The sequence below is a fragment of the Streptomyces durmitorensis genome (genome assembly GCF_023498005.1).
GTDB lineage: Bacteria > Actinomycetota > Actinomycetes > Streptomycetales > Streptomycetaceae > Streptomyces > Streptomyces durmitorensis.
In genome coordinates, this window is record NZ_CP097289.1 from 2,204,269 (window position 1) to 2,219,986 (window position 15,718).

General features: G+C 70.2%; 16 protein-coding genes. 4 read left to right on the top strand and 12 right to left on the bottom strand.

The features are described 5' to 3' along the window. The first annotated feature begins 17 nt into the window (after positions 1 to 17). Positions 18 to 551, top strand: a complete 534-nt coding sequence (locus M4V62_RS10095; protein ID WP_249586905.1) for a PadR family transcriptional regulator — start codon at positions 18 to 20, stop codon at positions 549 to 551. Between the two features lie 4 nt (positions 552 to 555). Here M4V62_RS10095 and proP read toward each other — a convergent pair whose 3' ends face one another. Further along, positions 556 to 2,025 carry a glycine betaine/L-proline transporter ProP gene (gene proP, locus M4V62_RS10100; RefSeq protein ID WP_249586906.1) on the bottom strand — a complete coding sequence of 490 codons (1,470 nt, stop codon included), beginning with the start codon at positions 2,023 to 2,025 and terminating at the stop codon, positions 556 to 558. Between the two features lie 219 nt (positions 2,026 to 2,244). Next, the gene (locus M4V62_RS10105; RefSeq protein WP_249586907.1) at positions 2,245 to 4,113 is read right to left on the bottom strand and encodes an alpha-L-fucosidase; all 1,869 of its coding nucleotides are present in this window, start codon (positions 4,111 to 4,113) and stop codon (positions 2,245 to 2,247) included. A 437-nt stretch (positions 4,114 to 4,550) separates the two neighbouring features. Between M4V62_RS10105 and M4V62_RS10110 the strand changes: the two genes are divergently transcribed. Then, complete coding sequence (locus M4V62_RS10110; protein WP_249586908.1) at positions 4,551 to 5,216, top strand: response regulator transcription factor; 666 nt, start codon at positions 4,551 to 4,553, stop codon at positions 5,214 to 5,216. Positions 5,217 to 5,284: 68 nt separating this feature from the next. On the opposite strand, the gene M4V62_RS10115 is transcribed toward M4V62_RS10110, so the two are convergent. The 9 genes from M4V62_RS10115 to M4V62_RS10155 all read right to left on the bottom strand — a co-directional run bounded on the left by M4V62_RS10115 (position 5,285) and on the right by M4V62_RS10155 (position 12,384). After that, complete coding sequence (locus M4V62_RS10115; protein WP_249586909.1) at positions 5,285 to 6,106, bottom strand: cyclase family protein; 822 nt, start codon at positions 6,104 to 6,106, stop codon at positions 5,285 to 5,287. Between the two features lie 53 nt (positions 6,107 to 6,159). After that, positions 6,160 to 7,101, bottom strand: coding sequence for a PfkB family carbohydrate kinase (locus M4V62_RS10120; RefSeq protein WP_249586910.1), 942 nt, complete (start codon positions 7,099 to 7,101; stop codon positions 6,160 to 6,162). 49 nt (positions 7,102 to 7,150) lie between these two features. After that, positions 7,151 to 7,594: an SRPBCC family protein gene (locus M4V62_RS10125; protein ID WP_249586911.1), complete on the bottom strand. Its 444-nt coding sequence runs from the start codon at positions 7,592 to 7,594 to the stop codon at positions 7,151 to 7,153. A gap of 4 nt (positions 7,595 to 7,598) precedes the next feature. Beyond that, positions 7,599 to 7,853, bottom strand: a complete 255-nt coding sequence (locus M4V62_RS10130; RefSeq protein WP_249586912.1) for an acyl carrier protein — start codon at positions 7,851 to 7,853, stop codon at positions 7,599 to 7,601. A 71-nt stretch (positions 7,854 to 7,924) separates the two neighbouring features. After that, complete coding sequence (gene acpS / locus M4V62_RS10135) at positions 7,925 to 8,353, bottom strand: holo-ACP synthase (protein WP_249586913.1); 429 nt, start codon at positions 8,351 to 8,353, stop codon at positions 7,925 to 7,927. Further along, entirely contained in the window at positions 8,332 to 9,573 is a 1,242-nt protein-coding gene (locus M4V62_RS10140; RefSeq protein WP_249586914.1) for a beta-ketoacyl-[acyl-carrier-protein] synthase family protein, read from the bottom strand. The genes acpS and M4V62_RS10140 overlap by 22 nt, the downstream gene beginning before the upstream one ends. After that, positions 9,570 to 10,865, bottom strand: coding sequence for a beta-ketoacyl-[acyl-carrier-protein] synthase family protein (locus tag M4V62_RS10145; protein WP_347277050.1), 1,296 nt, complete (start codon positions 10,863 to 10,865; stop codon positions 9,570 to 9,572). Before M4V62_RS10145 ends, M4V62_RS10140 begins: the two co-directional genes overlap by 4 nt. Next, positions 10,865 to 11,953: a class I SAM-dependent methyltransferase gene (locus tag M4V62_RS10150; RefSeq protein WP_249586915.1), complete on the bottom strand. Its 1,089-nt coding sequence runs from the start codon at positions 11,951 to 11,953 to the stop codon at positions 10,865 to 10,867. The genes M4V62_RS10145 and M4V62_RS10150 overlap by 1 nt, the downstream gene beginning before the upstream one ends. Further along, positions 11,950 to 12,384: a cupin domain-containing protein gene (locus tag M4V62_RS10155; protein WP_249586916.1), complete on the bottom strand. Its 435-nt coding sequence runs from the start codon at positions 12,382 to 12,384 to the stop codon at positions 11,950 to 11,952. Before M4V62_RS10155 ends, M4V62_RS10150 begins: the two co-directional genes overlap by 4 nt. Before the next feature lie 229 nt (positions 12,385 to 12,613). Between M4V62_RS10155 and M4V62_RS10160 the strand changes: the two genes are divergently transcribed. Continuing rightward, entirely contained in the window at positions 12,614 to 13,024 is a 411-nt protein-coding gene (locus M4V62_RS10160; RefSeq protein WP_249586917.1) for a hypothetical protein, read from the top strand. Here the strand turns inward: M4V62_RS10160 and M4V62_RS10165 are convergent. After that, on the bottom strand, positions 12,993 to 13,346 hold the full coding sequence (locus M4V62_RS10165) for a winged helix-turn-helix transcriptional regulator (RefSeq protein ID WP_249586918.1): 354 nt from the start codon (positions 13,344 to 13,346) through the stop codon (positions 12,993 to 12,995). The two genes, M4V62_RS10160 and M4V62_RS10165, sit on opposite strands and share 32 nt — an antisense overlap. A 171-nt stretch (positions 13,347 to 13,517) precedes the next feature. Between M4V62_RS10165 and M4V62_RS10170 the strand changes: the two genes are divergently transcribed. After that, positions 13,518 to 15,701, top strand: a complete 2,184-nt coding sequence (locus M4V62_RS10170; RefSeq protein WP_249586919.1) for an alpha-N-acetylglucosaminidase — start codon at positions 13,518 to 13,520, stop codon at positions 15,699 to 15,701. Positions 15,702 to 15,718 lie beyond the last annotated feature (17 nt).

Here is a 15,718-nt window from a genome sequence, read left to right on the forward strand (position 1 = left end):
GAGGGAGTTCAACTCACATGCTGGAGCTGTCGATTCTGGGCTTCCTCCGCGAGGAGCCCCTGCACGGCTACGACCTCAAGACCCGCATCCAGGGCCTCAGCGGCCACATCCGCCCGGTGAGCGACGGCGCGCTGTACCCGGCGATCACCCGCCTGGTGAAAGCGGGCCTCGTCGAGCAGCGCACCGAGCCCGGCAAGAGCGCCGCGCCCCGCCGGATCCTCTCCCTCACCGAGGCGGGACGCGACGACCTGCTCGCCCGCCTGCGGGAGCCCAAGGATGCCGAAATCACCGACGGGCAGCGCTTCTTCACCCTGCTCGCGTTCCTGCGCCACCTCCCCGACCCGGCCGAGCAGGCCGCGGTCCTGCGCCGCCGCAAGGCCTTCCTGGACACCCCGGCCAGCTTCTTCTACCGCGACGGGAAGCCGGTGAGCGCGGAGGAGGCGCCCGACCTCTTCCGGCAGGGCATGCTCCGGATCGCCCGCGCCACCGGCACGGAGGAGAAGAAGTGGCTGACCGAGGCCATCGGCGTCCTGGAGGCCGGGCGCGACTGAGGGGTCAGAGCCGCTGCGCCGCCACCAGTTCGCGCGCCTCCTCGTCCGTCGCGACCGACGGCGGGGAGCCTTCGAGGGGCTTGCGGGCCGTCTCCTTCATCGCGGCCACCGCGATGATGCCGATCAGGCCCGCGAGCATCGTGTAGAACGCGGGCATCAGGTCGTTGCCGGTCACGCCGATCAGACCCGCGACCACCAGCGGCGTCGTACCGCCGAAGAGCGAGACCGAGACGTTGAAGCCGATGGACAGCGAGCCGTAGCGGACGTCCGTGGGGAAGAGGGCCGGCAGCGACGAGGACATCGCGCCCAGGTAGCAGACGAGCGCGAGGCCGAGGATGAGCAGACCGGTGAAGACCGCCACCGTGCCGCCCTGCTTGATGAGGAGGAAGGCCGGCAGTGCGAGCACGAAGAAGCCGACCGAGCCCGCCATCAGGACCGGCTTGCGGCCGATGCGGTCGGAGAGGCGGCCGACCGAGTTGATGAGCGCCATCAGGATCAGCATGACGAGCACGATGGACATCAGGCCGCCGGTCTCGCCGAAGCCGAGCTGGGTCAGGTACGTCGGCATGTAGGACAGCAGCATGTAGTCGGTGATGTTGAACGCGGCCACCAGGGCGATGCAGAGCAGCATCGCGCGCCACTGGCCGAAGAAGGAGTCCTTGAAGGACTTCTTCTGGCGTTCGGCGGCCGGGCCGCTCTCCGCCTCCGCCATCTTCTGGAAGGCGGGCGACTCGTCGAGCTTCATCCGCAGGTAGAGGCCGATGAGGCCGAGCGGCGCCGCCACCAGGAACGGGATGCGCCAGCCCCAGGACTGCATGGCGTCGTCGCTGAGCCACAGGGTGAGGGAGGTGACGAGGACCGCGGCGACGGTGTAGCCGATCAGGGTGCCGAACTCCAGGAAGGAGCCCCAGAATCCGCGGCGCTTGTCCGGCGCGTACTCGGCGATGAAGGTCGCCGCCCCGCCGTACTCGCCGCCCGTCGAGAAGCCCTGCACCATGCGGCAGAGGACGAGGAGGACGGGGGCCCAGAAGCCGATGGTGGCGTAGCTGGGGATCAGGCCGATCGCCAGGGTCGCCGTCGACATCATGATCATGGTCAGCGCGAGGATCTTCTTGCGGCCGACCCGGTCACCAAGCGGCCCGAAGAACATGCCGCCGATGGGGCGGACCAGGAAGGCGGCGGCGAAGGTGGCGAGCGAGGAGAGCGTCTGCGCGGTGTCGTTGCCGGAGGGGAAGAACTCCTTGCCGATGATCACCGCGAGATAGGCGTAGACACCGAAGTCGTACCACTCCATGGCATTGCCGAGGGCGGTCGCCTTCACCGCGCGCTTGACCTGGGCCTCTTCGGTGACGGTGATGTCCGACTGGCGCAGGCGCGGGTTCTTCCGGCGGTGGATCGCGCGGAAGAGCGCACGGTGCCTGGCTATCGCCTCCGGAGCGGGTGCTGGGGCTTCGGGTGCTTCGGGGGCGCTCACGGGGCAGTCACTCTCTCGGTCGGCGATGGGCGTGCGTCGATGCCCTGACCTGGGTGGCCGGAGATCGACATTCGGTCGTCTGCCCTGCTGGGCGTCGATCAACACTGCCAATTCCGGAGAACGGAAAGTGCCCGCCATTGGTCCTCACGGCGAGGGCCCCAAGTCCTGACTCCGAGGGACTTGGGGCCCGATTCGGTCAGCGGGAGACCCGCGGACCGCTCAGCGCGCGTACAGCTGGGCGGCAGGCACGATCTGCTGTTCCTGTCCCGGGCTGGACCAGAGCAGCTTCATGTGGGCCTCGCCCGTCTGTTCCGCGTACTCGACCTTGATCGAGTGCCGCTTGCCCGCGGTGAGGGCGACCTGGCTCTTGTCGATCTTCGGCTCGTGCGGCGTCCAGGAGTCGATGACCAGCTTGCCGTCGATCCACACCCGCGCCATGTCGTCGGAGACGGTCGTCAGCGTGTACGTCTCCGAGCGGCGCGGCTCAAGCGTGCCGGTCCAGCGGACGCTGAACTTGTCGGAGGGGATGCTCGCCGCCGGTGAACCCTCGTACTTCCAGGCGTGGTTGAGGGTGGCGTCGGTACGGGTGATCTTCGGCGTGCCGCTCAGGTCAGCGTTGTCGAAGATCTCCTGCTTCAGGCCCTTGCCCTTGCCGGGGCGGGCCGTCGGGCCCGGGTCCACCTTCAGCTCGACGACCGTGGCCGTGTCGTTGGTCGCCGCGCCGGACGGCTTCACGTCGAATCCGTCGCCCGACTTGGTGACCGTCACCTTCTGGTCGCTGCCGAGCACGCGTGCCGAGGTGACCTTGAAGTCCGTACGCGCCTTCAGGTGCAGGGCGGCGCCGGACGCCGGCCACTGGGTGACCGCCGCGTACAGCTTGTCGCCCTTGCGGCTGACCGAGCCCCAGGACGGCTCATCGACGAGTCCGCCGTAGCGGGCGCCGAACACCGCGTCGCCCTGGCCCGACGTACGCAGCCAGTCGCCCATCTGCTTCAGACGGTCGACGGACGGCTGCGGGACGCGGCCACGGGCGTCGGGGCCGACGTTCAGGAGGTAGTTGCCGCTGCGGGACGTCGTGGAGAGGAGGTTCTTGACCAGGGTGGACGACGACTTCCAGTCGGTGTCGTAGCGCGCGAAGCCCCAGTGTCCGTTGAGGGTCATGCAGGACTCCCAGAGCTGGCCGTCGACCGGTGCGCCGGGGATCTCCTGCTCGGGGGTGCCGTAGTCGCCGTCGACCACGCGGCGCTTGCCGACGCGGTTGTTGATGATCAGGTCCGGGTCGAGGTCGCGGAGGTAGGCCTCCAGCTTCTCGCCGTCCTTCGCCGTCCAGGGGTTGTTGGGCTTGTCGGTGTCCCACTCGCCGTCGAACCAGAGCAGCGCCGGGTCGTAGTTGTCGACCAGCTCCTTGAGCTGGGCGCGCATCCGCTTCTCGTACTGGGGGAAGGTCGCCGGGTCCGGGAAGTCCGGGTCGTGCCAGTCCCAGATCGAGTAGTAGAAGCCGAGCTTGATGCCCGCGTCGTCGGATGCCTTCTTCAACTCGGCGAGGATGTCGCGCTTCTTGTCGAAGGAGGAGTGGTCGCGCAGGTTCCAGTCGTTGACCTTCGTGGGCCACATCGCGTATCCGTCGTGGTGCTTCGAGGTGATGACGATGTAACGCATTCCGGCGTCCTTGGCCGCCTTGACCACGGCCTTGGCGTCGAAGTCGGCCGGGTTGAACGTCGCGGCCTGCTTCTCGTACTCGGCCTTCGGGATGTCGCACTGGCGCTGGATCCACTCGGCGTCACGGCAGAGCGAGCCGTCGGCCTTCTTGTACTCGCCCTCCAGGTTGGAGTAGGCGCCGAAGTGGATGAACATGCCGAAGCGGTCCTGCCGGAACCAGTTGGTGCGGTCGGCGGTGAAGGGGTCGTCGGTGGCGTGGTCGGTTCCCGGGCCGGTGGGCGCGGGCCGCTCGGCCTTCGGGGCCGCGGCGGCCGGGGGTTCCGTAGGCGCCGCGACGGCCGCGGGGACGGCGGTCGCGGCGAGGGCCGAGGCGAGGAGCAGGGCGATCCCGGCGACTCTTCGCCGGGTACGGCTGAGCTGTGTGCGCATGGGGGCGGCTCCCTGAAGTTGACGGGTCGCTCGGGAACGTAGGGTTGAATACATCGGATGTCAATGCGCCCAACTGACCCCGATCGGACGGATGTTGGCATGATCTCGTGACATCGCTCCGATGACTGCCCGTCATGCCGCCCCACCGCCTCGCCATCCCCGCACCGCACCGCGCCTCCCTATGGATTTCAATCATTCCAATCGAATTCCGATCAATGCGCGAAAGGAATCTGTGACTCCGACAGACCGCCGCGTGACGTCGACCTCACCATTGACTATTCACCCGAAGAGCCTTTGTGAGAGTGGTGTAGCATCGAATCAGGCAGATAATTCGTCGACGATGAAAATCAGCCAACGGGGGCAAGGAGCACAACACTTGGCGTCCCCATGTTCTGATCTTTCACCGCCGTGAATGCAGAACCCAGGGGGACACATCAATGTCATCGATAAAGGTCCTGCTCGTCGACAGCGAACAACTGGTGCTCGAAGGTTTCCGTAAGCTTCTCGACGGGTTTACGGAATTCTCCGTGGTGTCCATCGCCCATGATGCCGCAGCGGCGTTGGAGCACTTACGGGGGCGCCGCCCGCAGATCGTCGTGATGGGACTCGGCGTGCCCGGAACGGGCGGCGTCGACGCGATCCGGGCCATTCGCCGGGAGTCCGGCCACGTACGCATCGTCATCCTCTCCTCCAACCAGCAGCCGGTCTACATGCGCGAGGCCTTCGTGGCCGGTGCCAACGCGTACCTCTCCCGCAGCATCGACGCGGACGAACTGCGCGGGACGCTCCTCGCCGTGCACCGCGACGGCGCCGCGTTCACCGCGGCCACCGCGGGGCCGATCCTGCAACTCGTGGCGGGCCGCCACCGCGGCGACGACGCGGCCCTCTCGACGCTGACCGAGCGCGAGCGGCAGATCCTCTCGCTGGTCGCCGACGACCACGAGACCGACTGCATCGCCACCGCCCTGGGCATTCGCCCGAAGACCGTGCGCAACTATCTGAGCCGTATCTACGCCAAATTGGGCACCCCCAACCGTGTCCAGACCGTCCTGTACGCGAAACGCTCCTTGGGCCGCCAAGGAGGGCTCGCCACGGACCCGTGACGCACAGGACGGCCATCTCCCTGACACCGCACGGGGAAAAGCCTCAATTGCCCGTGCAATTGACCCAATCATTGCGGCACGCGTTCTTGTACGTCGGCCACCGCCCTGCACCACGCGGCGCCCGCATCGGCCAAGGCGACGGGGAAAGCCGTGAAGGTGAAGGCACCGCCTTGCGGGAGGTCACGCAACCGGGCCAGTCCCTCGATCTGGATGAACTCCCGTTTCCTGCCGTGGAGATGCGTGGGCCAGAGAGCCGCCGGGTCGCGCGTTCCGTAGAACGACTCCACCATCGCGCGCGCTGGTCCGTCGAAACTCCAGCAGTCCGTACCGAGAACCTTCACGCCGAGATCCAGCAGATGGTCGACGGCCCCAGGCGTGATGGCGGTGGACTCCGTGTAGTACGCGGGCGTGCCCAGGCGCAGATCCGAGTCGGTGCGGAAGAGCACCACCGTCCCCGGCCCCACCCGCGCACCGGCCGCGTGGAGTGCCTCCTTGACATCGGCTGCCGTGACGCGTCCCCCGCACTTCCGTACGTCGAGGACGACTCCGGGCCCGTGGAACCACTCCAGCGGCAGGTCGAGGACCTTCTTGGCGGGCTCCCCCGCGCACTCGGGGCCGTAGTGGAAGGGCGCGTCCACGTGCGTGCCCTGGTGCACGGACATCCGGTAGAACTCGTTGGAGAGGAAACAGCCGTCGGGCAGGTCGCGTGCGCGCAGCCGACGCGCTCCGGTCAGCCAGCGCCAGTAGTTGCGCCGCCGGTCCTTTCGGCTGTCCCCCGGCAACGCCCTGATCCTGCGCGACAGATGGCGGATGCCGTCCCGGTGGAGCCACTGCTCGAACTCCACGCCGGGTGCGCGGCGACTGATGGGGATGCTCAGGTCTAGGTACATGGATCGGGTGCTCCTCACTCTCTCTGTACGCTCTGCCGGTTCCGCCGGCAGGCTCATGCGGCGTAGGTGAGCAGGCGGCGGATCGCGGCCGCCGCCGTGTGGCCGTAGGTCTCCCTGACCCGGTTCAGGAGGCGGCGCACGTCCACCGCGTACTCCTGTGTGCCGGTCGTCTCCAGGGCGAACGAGGCGAGCACGCAACCGAGTTGGGCCGCCCGTTCGAGCGGCGCTCCCTGGGCGGCCCCGGCGACCAGGCCCGCCCGGAACGCGCCCCCCGCCCCGCTCGGCTCGGCCACGGTGACCGACCCGAGCGCGGGGACGAGGGACGGCTCGTGGCCGTGGCGCTCGATCCGCGCCCCCGCGGCGCCGAGCGTGGTGACCCACGCCCCGACCCGTTCGAGGATCCGCGGACCGCTCCAACCGGTGGACTCCCTCAGCCGCTCCGCGTCGACCTCGTCCGTGAAGAGACAACTTGCCCCATTGAGCAGGTACTTGAGGTCAGCGCGGCCCAGCCCTCCGATCTGCCACGAAGGGTGGACCACGAACGGCAGCCCCAGCGCGCGGCACTCCTCGGTGTGCCGGAGCATCGCGGCCGGATCGCCCGGCTCGACCACCACGAGGCCGAGACCGCCCGTGCGCTCCGCGACGGAACGCAGCGAGAGGGTGGAGGAGGCCCGCAGGGCGCCCGGCCGGAACGCGCTGACCCGCTCCCCCTCCATGTCGGTCGTGCACATGTACCGCGCGGTGTGCTCGCCCGGCACGACGAGCACGGACTCGGTGTCGACCCCGTGCTGCTTGAGCCACACCTGGTAGTCGGCGAAGTCGGGTCCGACCGCGCCGACCAGGACCGGATCGAGGCCGAGCCGGCCGAGGCCGAAGGCGACGTTGGCGCCACCGCCGCCCCGGCGTATCTCCAGCCGCTCCGCGAGGAAGGCCAGGGATGCGACGTGCGGCCGGTCCGGCGCCGGACTCTTCGGGAAGCGACCCGGGAAGGTCATGAGGTGGTCCATCGCGATGACCCCCGTGACGGCGATGGGCACGGAGAACTCAGACCCCGGACTCGATCTTCCGTTTGATGCCCGCCTGGTTCTGCCGGGTGTGCAGCTGCATGCGCTCCACGACCGTCGGCAGCGGGACATCGAAGGCGTCGTCGACCTCGAAGTCCTGGACCCAGGTCATCAGGGTCCCCTCGGGCACCTGCTGATAGCTCCACCTGAGGTGCATGTAGCGGAACGGGAAGAGCGGATCGCGGCGCTCCGCGACCGCCGTGAGCTCGCGGTGGTCAAGGAGCCGCCAGGAACTCCAGGTGGAGCCCTCGGGGTTGGTCAGCTCGAAGAGAATCTCGGTCCAGCGGCCGTCCCGCTCCTCCGAGACCACCTTGGCGTGGCTGTACTCGTCGAAGAGGTGGGGCCAGCGGCCGATGTCATTGGTGATGGCGAAGACACTGCGGGCGTCGGCCTCGATGACGACGCTGTTCTCGATCCTGGGCATCGTCTCAGCTCCCCACCGCTGTGACACCGGCCGACAACAGGCGCCGCACACAGTCGACGAGGTCGCCGAAGGTACGGAAGCCGCCCTCGGCGTCGGCGTCGATGCTGACGCCGAAGTGCTGCTCCAGGGCGACGACGACCTCGACCAGCTCGGTCGAGTCGATGTCGAGGTCCTCGGCGAGGCGCCGGTCCTCGGTCAGCTCCTCGCTCTCGAATCCGGCGCCGCGCATGACGGCGACCACGTTCTCGCGGATGTCCATGTGACTCACGTACTCCTTCTGGTGGTTGAGATGGTTTCCGGCTGGTGAGGGAGACGGCTTCCGGCCCGCCGTCAGTCGGCGACCGCGATCGCCACGGCCACGCCCGCCTCGTGCGAGATGCTCACGTGCAGCCCGCTGTACGCGGCGCGCCGGAAGGCCTCGTCGGCCCGGCCGGTCAGCCGCGGCACGGGTGCGCCCGACGCGTCGCGGCCGATCTCGACGTCCCGCCAGCCGAGGCCTTCGCCGTAGCCGCCGAACGCCTTGCGCACGGCCTCCTTGGCGGCGATGCGGCCGGCCATGCAGTACGCCCGGTGGCGCGGCGACGTGCCCTCGCACAGGGCCCGTTCATTGACCGTGAAGAGCCGCTCGACGAGCCGCTGCCCACGCCGCTCGACCATGGTGCGCAGGCGCTCGACGTCGACGATGTCGATGCCCACCGCGCGGATCCCGACCGACTGGGGCAGGGCCCCTCGCACGGTCAACGCCTCAGCAACAGACATGCGTTGACACCTCCCAGACCGCGTGAGACCACCAGCGTGTGCTCGCAGCCGGCCGCGGGACGCGCCTGCCCCGCGACCAGGTCGAGGTCGATGCCGGGAGCCCGGTGGTCCAGGTTCACGGTCGGTGGAAGGACCCCGTCGCGCATCGCCCGCAGCGCCAGTGCCGCGTCGGCGGGCGCTGCCGCTCCCAGGAGGTGGCCGAAGCCCGACTTGGGCGCGGTGACGGGGAGTTGGCGCGCGGTGGCGGATCCGAACGCCTCGTGCAGCGCGTATCCCTCCGTCACGTCCTCGAACGGGACGCCCGAGCCGTGCGCGAAGACCGCTCCGATGTCGCCGCCCCGGATCCCGGCGCGTTCGGTGGCGGTCCGCATCGCGCGGCCCAGGACCTGTCCGGTCGGCTCGACCGTGTAGTACGGCATGTAGCCGTCGGTGCTCACGCCCCAGCCGGCGAGCTCGCCCAGGATCCGCGCCCCGCGCCTCTCGGCGTGCTCGCGCCGCTCCATGACCAGGAACACCGCGCCCTCGCCGAAGACGCTGCCGCCGTGGCCCGCGTCGAACGGGCGGTACAGCTCGTGCGGGCCGAGCGAGCCGCGGGACTTCGCGCCGAGGCCGGAGGTCTCCATGCAGAGCCAGCCGTAGGGCGAGAGGGGCGCCTCCACGCCGCCCGCGATCACGACGTCCGCGCGGTCGCGCAGGAGCGCCTCGGCCCCGCCGATCAGGGCGTACGCACCGCTGGCCCGCTCGGCGACGAACGTACGCGCCGGGCCCTTGATCCCCTGCTCGATGCAGATGTTGCCCTGCGGCGCCGCGGGGAACCAGGCGGTCGCCTGGTAGGGGCTGACCGCGCGCGGTCCTTCGGTCCACAGGTGGCGCAGCTCGCGCTCGGCGAACTCCCAGCCGCCCAGGATGTTTCCGACCATGACGCCGGTGCGCTCGGCGGGCACCTCTTCGCCCACGGTGACGCGGGCGTCCGCGAGTGCCTGGCGCACGGCGTGCACGGACAGGTGCGTGAAGCGGTCGGTGCGCTTGACGAAGCGGGACGGCAGTTCGGCGCCCGCGTCGAAGTCCGCCTGTCCCGCCGCCGAGGTGGCGTATCCCGATGCGTCGAAGCGGTCGATGGCGGCGACCTGCGGGATGCCCGCGCGTGCGCTGTCCCAGAGGGGGTCGATGCCGGTGCCCGCGGGTGTGACCGCGCCGATTCCGGTGATGACGACGCTCATCGGTGCGCCCCTTCCCGCACGGCCCGCGTGACGAGCGCGGCGTGCAGCCCCGCGAATCCGCTGGCGCCCTTGAGGATCGCCTCGCCGTGCCACGGGCGGCCTTCGCCCGGGACGTAGTCGAGGTCGCACGTCGGGTCGGGGTTCTCGTAGTTGGCGGTCGGGTGGACGAAGGAGTGCTTGGCCGCGAGGGCGCAGAGCACGATCTCCATGGCGCTCGCGGCGGCCAGCGCGTGGCCGACCATCGACTTCGCCGAGTTCACCGGGATCTCGCGGGCGCGCTCGCCGAGGGCGAGCTTGAGGGCGCTGGTCTCGCAGGTGTCGTTCTGCGGGGTCGAACTGCCGTGCGAGCTGACGTGGTCGATGTCCCGCGGACGCAGGCCGGCCTCCGCGACGGCCTGTGTCATGGCGCGGGTCAGGTCCTCGCCGTCGGAGAGCAGGTCGGTCATGTGCGCGGCATTCGAGGTGTGCGAGAAGCCGTCGATCGTCAAGTAGGGGGCGGCGCCCCGGCGTTCGGCGTGCTCGCGCGACTCCAGGACGACGATGCCGCAGCCCTCGCCGAGCACGAAGCCGTCGCGGCCCGCGTCGTACGGCCGGGACGCGGCGTCGGGCCGGTCGGCGTGGGCGCGCGAAAGGCAGTTGATGATCTCGAAGGACGCGACCGTCACCGGGGTGATGGGCGCCTCCGTGGCTCCCGCGATCATCACGTCCGCGTCCCCGTGGCGGATCGCCTCGTAGGCGTGGCCGACCGCGTCGACGCCCCCGATGCAGCCCGTCGACAGGGTCACGCAGGGGCCCTGCATGCCGAGCAGCGCCGAGAGGATGGTGCCCGGGGTGTTCGACATGGACGCGAGGTAGAGGTCGCGGCCCGCCTTGGCCGGGTCGATGGGTCCCCGGCCCCCGTCGGTGACCCGCAGGAACTCCTCCTCCATCTTCGGGGTGCCGCAGACCGCCGTGGACAGCGAGAGTCCGGCGCGCTCCGGGTCGTACGTTCCCTGGGCGAGTCCGGCGTCCCGTACGGCCTGGTACGCGGCCGCGACGGCGAACTGTGTGTACCGGTCGAGCCGTTGCACCTCGGGCGGAAGAGCCGGTATCTGCTCCTCGAATCCGGAGACCTCGGCGATCGAGTCCGACACGAAGTCGAAGTCTTTGAAGAGCGCCGAACTCGTGATGTCGGAAAGGGGCTTCGTCACGCTCTTTCCCGCGGAGATGGTTTCCCATAACGCTTCTGTTCCTGTTCCGGCCGGGCTGACCACTCCCAGACCGGTGACCACCACTTCTCGCACGTGAACCACTAACGCCTTTCTCCTGTCAGGACGGTGATGAGGCCGGGCGTGACGGACTCCTTTGCCGTCACCCCGTATTTCTCCATGACCGTGCGGTACGCGGATTCCGCCTGGACGCCGCCCGCCTCGGTGTTCACCAGGAGGCTGAGCGCGATCATCGGGCGGTGCAGGGCGGGCCGCCCCGGCGCCTGGCGCATGACGTCGACGAGCAGCAGGGTGCCGCCGGGGCGCAGCAGCCGTGCGCACTCCTGGACGAGCCGCTCCGTGGCGTCAGGGCCCGCGAAGCGGCTCAGGTGGGCCAGGACGACGGTGTCGAAACAGCCGTCGGGGAAGGGCGCCCTGGGGAAGTCACCGGCGTTGCCCCTGGTGAAGTCGGCGGGCACGAAGCGGAACCGTTCCGCCACGCCGAACTCCGCCGCCCGCTCACGCGCGGCGCCGAGCAGCGCCGGGGCGTCGTGGGCCACCACGCGTGCCTCCGGGTCGGCGGCGGCCAGGGCGATGCCCCACTCGCCCGCGCCCGACGCGAAGTCCAGGACGCGGCCCGCGTCCGGCAGGGAGGGGTCGTGCCGGGTGAGCTCGCGCACCACACGGAAGGCGGTGCGCACCCCCACCGGGAAGATCCCCGCGAACATCCCCGAGTAGAGCCCCCGGTTCTCGGGCGCGCCCAGCTCACCGCCGCCGTGCCCGCCGGCCCGCACCAGTTCGGTCAGGCCGCTCCACTGGTCCCACTCCGCCAGTACGTCGGCGAAGTGACCGCCGAGGTAGCCCCGGCCGCCCTCGACGAGATGGGCGCGGGACGCGTCGGTGAGCGTCCAGCTCTCCTCGCCGCCGCCGTCACCGCCCGCGACCAGGCCCAGCTCTTCAAGGGCCGCGAGCAGTGCGCGCAGCCCTACGGGGTCGCAGCCCAGCTCGGCGGCGAGTCCCCGCGCGTCACGCGGGCCCCGTGCGAGGCCGGTGAACACGCCGAGGTCCAGGGCCGTGCCGAGCACCCTGGCGCGGGCGAAGCCGAAGTTCAGGGCGAGGAGGGGGCCGGGATCCGGTGCGTCCTCGTACGGAGCGAGGGCGCGGCTGCTCGCCGCGTCCGTCGGTGCGCTCACTTGCCGGCCTCCAGGAGGCTCACGTACTCGGGGTTCTGCGTGTACTCGTACGGGTCCTCGGAGAGGAAGACGTTCCGTACCGGGGGCCGCTCGCAGGGCGCGACGACCAGGAACCGGCAGGTCTGGTCCGGGCCTGTGACGAAGCCGTGGGGTTCATTGCGGGGGATGAAGATGGCGTCACCGGGGCCGACTTCCTCGGTCTTGCCGAGTTCGGGCATGACGAGCCCCATCGAGCCTTCGAGCACATAGATCTCGTGCTCCCACTCGTGGTAATGCGGTGGGGTCGAGCCGTTCGGCGACACCTCGAATTCGGTGAGGACGAAGCGGTCGGCTCCGTCCGGCGTGTCGATGAGTTTCCGGTGGGTGGTCTCCTTGGCTCCCGGTTCGCGGACTATTTCGGCCTTGACCGCGGTCCTGTGCACGCGCTTCATGTGCTGCCCTTCTCGGAAAGGTGCGGATTTCGGAAAGGTGCGGATTCCTGAAATCGAAAGTAGTCAGGCGTGCCGAGCGCAGCTATGGGCATGGACCGCCGCCGGATCCGGGATCTGGAGCCGGGCTCGTACGGGATGTCGGCCCACGAGGACGGGACAAAGTCCCGGCGGCGGGGCTACGCTCGGGGAAGCGCTTCGGAAACCGAAGCAGTCAGGAGGAGCGATACCGATGAGCCTCGATGTACGTGACGTACTGGCGCCCGGCGCACCCGACCGGACCCGGCTCCTGCTCGCGCGGGACGTCGTCTTCCACAGCCCTGTCGCCGACTACAGCGGGCGGGACGACGTGGCGCACCTGTTCCCGAAGATCGGGGAGTGCCTGACCGGGATCGAACCGCTGCGGGAGTTCACCGACCCCGGGACGGGCAGCGGGAAGGACGGGGCGGAGCGGCAGACCGTGACGACCTTCACCGCCGACGTCGGCGAGGAGTCCGTGTACGGCACCTTCGTGCAACAGGTGGACGCCAACGGTCAGTTGACGGAGGCGACCCTGCTGCTCCGGCCGCTCCACACACTGACGGCCGCCGTCTCCCGGATGCGCGACGCGCTCAGCGCCGACCCTCTGCCGAGTCGGCGCTGACCTCGGCGGCCCAGCGCTCGGCCCAGGCGTCCAGCGGGCGCAGGGCCTGGTGGGCCTCGCCGCCGAGCGCGGTCAGGACGTAGGAGCTGTCGGGCAGTTGCCGCACCAGTCGGGCTTCGAGCAGTTCGGTCAGGCGCTGGCGCAGCACACTGGACGACATCGCGTCGCACCGCTCCTGGAGCGCGCGGAACCCCAGCGGCTCGGCCCGCAGCTCCCAGACGATCCGCAGGCTCCAGCGCCGCCCGAACAGGTCGAGGGCGGCCATCAGAGGGCGTCCCGTGGTGGAGGCGCGGGTCGGCTTGCCGGGCAGGGGTGCGGTCATCCGCCGACGCTAACACCGGGGCTTCGCCCATCGGGGCCGTGCACGGCGGGCGGGGTCCGTCCCGGAAGGCCTTCTTGACCATGGTTCGCGGGCGGTTCATCGTGGTGCGCCGTCCAGCACCGCTCGGGCGCCCGCCCGAGCGCCGCCGAACCGGGAGGGTATCCCTACGTCATGCCCCTGCCCCGCCGCACCTTCCTCACCGCTCTCGCCGGAACGACCGGCGCCGCCGTCGCCTGCTCCGGCTCCACCGCCGACGGCGCCCCGACCTCCGCATCGCCCGCGGCCAAGGCCGCCCGGCGGCTGCTGCCCGGACACTGGAAGCAGCTGACGTTCGCCACCGAGGGCCCCGCCGACACCTTCCGGATCTCCGGGCGGCGCGGGCACATCACCATCGCCGGGCCGACCCCGGCCGTCCAACTCACCGCCCTGCGCCACTACTTGAAGCACACCGCGCACGCGAACATCACCTGGGCGGGTGACCAGCTCGACCTGCCCGACCGGCTCCCCGGCCTCGACAAGCCGGTGACCGGGCGCGCCAACGCCCCGCACCGCTTCGTCCTGAACGACACGAACGACGGCTACACGGGGGCGTACCACGACTGGTCCTACTGGGAGCGCGAGATCGACGTGCTCGCGCTGCACGGCTACAACGAAGTCCTGGTGTACGTCGGCGCCGACGCGCTCTACCACCGCGTGTTCCAGGAGTTCGGCTACTCCGACCGGGAGTTGCGCGCGTGGATACCGGCCCCGGCCCACCAGCCGTGGTGGCTGCTCCAGAACATGTCCGCCTTCCCGTACCCCGTCTCGCGGCAACTCATCGACAGACGGGCCGCGTTGGGGCGCCGCATCGCGGACCGGCTGCGCGATCTGGGCATGACGCCCGTCCTCCCCGGCTACTTCGGGACGGTGCCACCCGGCTTCACCGCGAAGAATCCCGGCGCGAGGACCGTGCCGCAGGGCGACTGGGTCGGCTTCACGCGGCCCGACTGGCTCGACCCGCGCACCGAGCACTTCGGCCGGGTGGCCGCCGCCTTCTACCGCGCCCAGGACGAGCTGTTCGGCGCGTCGACGATGTACAAGATGGACCTCCTCCACGAGGGCGGGAAGCCGGGCGACGTCCCGGTGCCGGACGCGGCGAAGGCCGTGGAGAAGGCCCTCCAGGCCGCGCACCCCGGCGCCACCTGGGTGATCCTCGGCTGGCAGAGCAATCCGCCCAAGGCCATCGTCGACGCCGTCGACAAGTCGAGGATGCTGGTGGTCGACGGCCTCTCCGACCGCTTCCCGAAGGTCACCGACCGCGAGTCCGACTGGAACGCGACCCCGTACACCTTCGGCTCGATCTGGAACTTCGGCGGGCACACCACCCTCGGCGCCAACACCCCCGACTGGGCGGCTCTCTACGAGAAGTGGCGCACCAAGGAAGGCAGCACGCAGCGCGGCATCTCCCTGATGCCGGAGGCGGCCGACAACAACCCCGCCGCCTTCGAGCTCTTCTCCGAACTGGCCTGGCGCACCGGCGACTTGGACCTCGACGTCTGGTTCACCGACTGGTCCGTGGCCCGCTACGGCACGGCCGACCCACACGCGGCCGCCGCCTGGGACATCCTGCGCCGCACCGCGTACGGCACGACCCGCGCCGACGAGTGGGCCGAGGGCGCGGACGGCCTGTTCGGCGCACGGCCCGACCTGTCGGCGAAGTCGGCGGCGGCCTGGTCACCGAAGGCGATGCGGTACGAGCCGTCGGACTTCGAGCCCGCCCTCGCCGAACTCCTCGACGTACGAAGTGAGTTGCGAGGCTCCTCCGCCTACCGCCGCGACGTACTGGACGTGGCGCGCCAGGCCCTGTCCAACCGCAGCCGGGTGCTCCTGCCGCGGATCAAGCAGGCGTACGACGACCGGGACACCGCCCGCTTCGACGAGCTGACACGGACCTGGCTCGGCCTCATGGACCTGCTCGACAAGCTGGTGGCCACCGACTCCCGCCATCTCCTGGGGCGTTGGGTCGCCGACGCCCGCTCGTGGGGCGCCGACGCGACGGAACGGGAGCGGCTCGCGTACGACCAGCTGTCGCTGCTGACCGTGTGGGGCACGCGGTCCGGGGCGGAAGCGGGGCTGCGCGACTACGCCAACCGGGAGTGGGCCGGGCTCGTCGGCGGGCTCTACCGGCTGCGCTGGGAGACGTACTTCAAGGAGCTGCGGGCAGCGCTCGACGAAGGGCGCGGCCCGAAGGCCATCGACTGGTTCGAGATCGAGGACGGGTGGATTCGTGACCCGGGGCGCCTGGCGACCCGGCCGAGCGGAGACACGTACAAAATCGCTGTTCAGGTGCGCGAACGGCTGACCGGGGCGCGGTAGTCGGCGGGCGCGGGGCC

Excerpts from the sequence above, each read along its gene's own strand:
- M4V62_RS10095 (WP_249586905.1), top strand. The coding sequence starts at position 18 with ATGCTGGAGCTGTCGATTCTGGGCTTCCTCCGCGAGGAGCCCCTGCAC.
- M4V62_RS10105 (WP_249586907.1), bottom strand. The coding sequence starts at position 4,113 with ATGCGCACACAGCTCAGCCGTACCCGGCGAAGAGTCGCCGGGATCGCC.
- M4V62_RS10110 (WP_249586908.1), top strand. The coding sequence starts at position 4,551 with ATGTCATCGATAAAGGTCCTGCTCGTCGACAGCGAACAACTGGTGCTC.
- M4V62_RS10115 (WP_249586909.1), bottom strand. The coding sequence starts at position 6,106 with ATGTACCTAGACCTGAGCATCCCCATCAGTCGCCGCGCACCCGGCGTG.
- M4V62_RS10120 (WP_249586910.1), bottom strand. The coding sequence starts at position 7,101 with ATGACCTTCCCGGGTCGCTTCCCGAAGAGTCCGGCGCCGGACCGGCCG.
- M4V62_RS10125 (WP_249586911.1), bottom strand. The coding sequence starts at position 7,594 with ATGCCCAGGATCGAGAACAGCGTCGTCATCGAGGCCGACGCCCGCAGT.
- M4V62_RS10130 (WP_249586912.1), bottom strand. The coding sequence starts at position 7,853 with ATGGACATCCGCGAGAACGTGGTCGCCGTCATGCGCGGCGCCGGATTC.
- acpS (WP_249586913.1), bottom strand. The coding sequence starts at position 8,353 with ATGTCTGTTGCTGAGGCGTTGACCGTGCGAGGGGCCCTGCCCCAGTCG.
- M4V62_RS10140 (WP_249586914.1), bottom strand. The coding sequence starts at position 9,573 with ATGAGCGTCGTCATCACCGGAATCGGCGCGGTCACACCCGCGGGCACC.
- M4V62_RS10155 (WP_249586916.1), bottom strand. The coding sequence starts at position 12,384 with ATGAAGCGCGTGCACAGGACCGCGGTCAAGGCCGAAATAGTCCGCGAA.
- M4V62_RS10160 (WP_249586917.1), top strand. The coding sequence starts at position 12,614 with ATGAGCCTCGATGTACGTGACGTACTGGCGCCCGGCGCACCCGACCGG.
- M4V62_RS10165 (WP_249586918.1), bottom strand. The coding sequence starts at position 13,346 with ATGACCGCACCCCTGCCCGGCAAGCCGACCCGCGCCTCCACCACGGGA.
- M4V62_RS10170 (WP_249586919.1), top strand. The coding sequence starts at position 13,518 with ATGCCCCTGCCCCGCCGCACCTTCCTCACCGCTCTCGCCGGAACGACC.